The organism is Mycobacterium sp., assembly GCF_050701675.1.
In the GTDB taxonomy this organism is placed as follows: domain Bacteria; phylum Actinomycetota; class Actinomycetes; order Mycobacteriales; family Mycobacteriaceae; genus Mycobacterium.
The window spans coordinates 1-2,151 of record NZ_JBOGDD010000137.1 but is presented as its reverse complement, the minus strand read 5'-3'; the positions used below and the strand labels follow the sequence as shown (position 1 = coordinate 2,151).

The following is a 2,151-nucleotide window of genomic DNA, read 5'->3' as shown; positions in this document are numbered from 1 at the left end:
AGTTCCCTTGGTTCCCAACCGCTTACGGCACGCCGAACGTCCTCGTGGTGGATGTACATCTCGGCGACGTTGACGAAGGGGTCGAGCAGCTTGAACGGCGAGAAGAGGGGCGGCCCTGACGCGATCTGGTCGAGCAACACGTTCCAGTCGTTCTCGGCGGCCACCTGATTCTGCACGCGTTCGGTATAGTCCGCGAACTTCGGGATCAGGATGCCAGGCGCCGCGTCGAGTCGCCGCTCCCTGACGATCAGGTGGGCGGCGAGGTCGCGGGTAGTCCAGTCCCCGCAGAGCGTGGCTTGTTCCGGTCCGACGCCGCGCATGGTGGTGACCAGTGCTGCGCGTTCCTGCTGAGCGACTGTCATGAGTGTCCTTCGTCTGGTGCGCGGTCGAGATCGATGGCGCCGCGGCGATCACCCCGTGGACCCACCACCCGCGAGCGTACGACAGCGTGGGCGATGGCGATGTAGCTAAACGCTCAGAAGACCTTCACGCCTTGGATTGCGACGAACATTCCATGTTTCGTGCCGTCATTGGTGAAGCGCGTGCCGTCCTCGGTCGCGACGATCGTCCAGCCCAAGGCAGAGTATGTGCGGTAGTCGATGGTGACGACGGGGATGTCACCGAGATTGCCGGAGATCCACTCGACCTGGCCGCCCGCGGTGAGGCTCACCCCGTTGGCGGGGACGCCGTTGACCGTCGGCGGGTTGGTGAACGGCGCTTCGCAGCCCACCTCCGTGGCACTGATCTGGCACCGCGTCTGGCCCGACTTGGTCGTGATGAAGACGTAGCCGTTCTGCGGTGGCAGCGCTTGGGCGGCCGGTGGCGGCGCGGCGGTGCGGGAAGGCGTCGGGGACGTATGCGTCGGTGTCGCGCGCGACGGCTGCGAGGTGGGGAAGCTCGGCTCGGTCGGGTTCCCACCGTTGCCCTGGGGGTTGCCGGTAACCGTGGATTGGCAGCCGGCGAGGAGCACGCCCGCGGCGAGCACGCCTACCGCCAACAGTCGCGCCTTCATCGACGCCAAGGCTACCCAGGTTGTGACGGAAGTGGCTGCAGTGACTCACCTGAGGCCGAGGTCAGTCGAACAGGTCGGGCTGCTCCCTGGTGATCTTGGCGAACAACGGCTGGAAGCTGAACCAGCCCGCGAAGTGGCTGCCGACCTGACCCCTGGTGAGCGTGGCCATGTCGTCGTCGATCAGGACCGGCGTCCCTGCGGCCTCTGCCATCAGCTGGGCCTGGCACGACCGCTCCATCGTGATGAACCACCAGGCCGCCTCCTCGACCGAGTGTCCGACGGTGAGGAGGCCGTGATTGCGCAGGATGGCGGCCTTGCCGTCGCCGAGGGTATGGGCGATGCGCTTGCCCTCTTCGAGATCGAGGACGACGCCGGAGTACTGATCGAACAGCGCGTGGTCGGCATAGAAGGCGCAGGCGTCCTGGGTGATCGGATCCAGCAGTCGGCCGAGCGTCGACCACGTCTTGCCGTAGACCGAGTGGGAGTGCGCGGCCCCGATCACGTCCGGGCGGGCCGCGTGCACCTGGGAGTGGATCGCGAACGCCGCCTGGTTCACCGGCATGTCCCCGTGCACGACGGCACCGTCGTGCCGGACGAGCAGAAGGTCACTCACCCGGATGTGGCCGAAGTGCATGCCGAACGGATTGACCCAGAAGTGGTCGGTCAGCTCGGGATCCCGGGCCGTGATGTGTCCGGCGACGCCCTCGTCGAACCCGAAGCGACTGAACAGCCGGAAGGCCGCGGCGAGGTTCTGCTTGCGGTGCAGACGCTCCTCCTCGACCGTGCGATCGGTACGGGGGAGCAGGGCCGCGGTGTTCCCGCCGGCGAGTCGTTGGGCTTGTTCGTGTTGGTCGTCCGGCATCGGAATCCTCCTGGCTCGGCGGCATTGCCGCTTCGACGAGCATACGTCGGCGGGCTGTGGAGACCGGTGGACCACACAGGTCACATCAGCATCGCGAGCTGTTGCCGTAGTGCCCCAGGAATCTTGATATCACCGGCGATATCAAGATTCCGGGGCCACCATGCACCGAGGTTCGACGATCGCCAGGCCCTCCCCGGGGATTGTTTGGGAGGGCCTGGCGGGTTCGTGGTGCTTGGCGGTTTAGTTGCCGAGCAGGTTGGCGATGTGCTGGGGGCCG

General features: G+C 66.5%; 3 protein-coding genes. All 3 read right to left on the bottom strand.

Going from position 1 to position 2,151, the window contains the following annotated elements:
- Positions 1 to 362 (bottom strand): TIGR03085 family metal-binding protein (locus ACRDUX_RS04085; protein WP_526411277.1); only part of this gene is annotated, 362 nt, incomplete at its 3' end.
- A gap of 113 nt (positions 363 to 475) precedes the next feature.
- On the bottom strand, positions 476 to 1,012 hold the full coding sequence (locus ACRDUX_RS04080; RefSeq protein WP_526411275.1) for a hypothetical protein: 537 nt from the start codon (positions 1,010 to 1,012) through the stop codon (positions 476 to 478).
- Positions 1,013 to 1,073: 61 nt separating this feature from the next.
- Positions 1,074 to 1,874 carry a class II aldolase/adducin family protein gene (locus ACRDUX_RS04075; RefSeq protein WP_526411273.1) on the bottom strand — a complete coding sequence of 267 codons (801 nt, stop codon included), beginning with the start codon at positions 1,872 to 1,874 and terminating at the stop codon, positions 1,074 to 1,076.
- Between the last annotated feature and the right edge of the window lie 277 nt (positions 1,875 to 2,151).

Coding starts and splice junctions, on each gene's coding strand:
- ACRDUX_RS04080 (WP_526411275.1), bottom strand. CDS start 1,012: ATGAAGGCGCGACTGTTGGCGGTAGGCGTGCTCGCCGCGGGCGTGCTC.
- ACRDUX_RS04075 (WP_526411273.1), bottom strand. CDS start 1,874: ATGCCGGACGACCAACACGAACAAGCCCAACGACTCGCCGGCGGGAAC.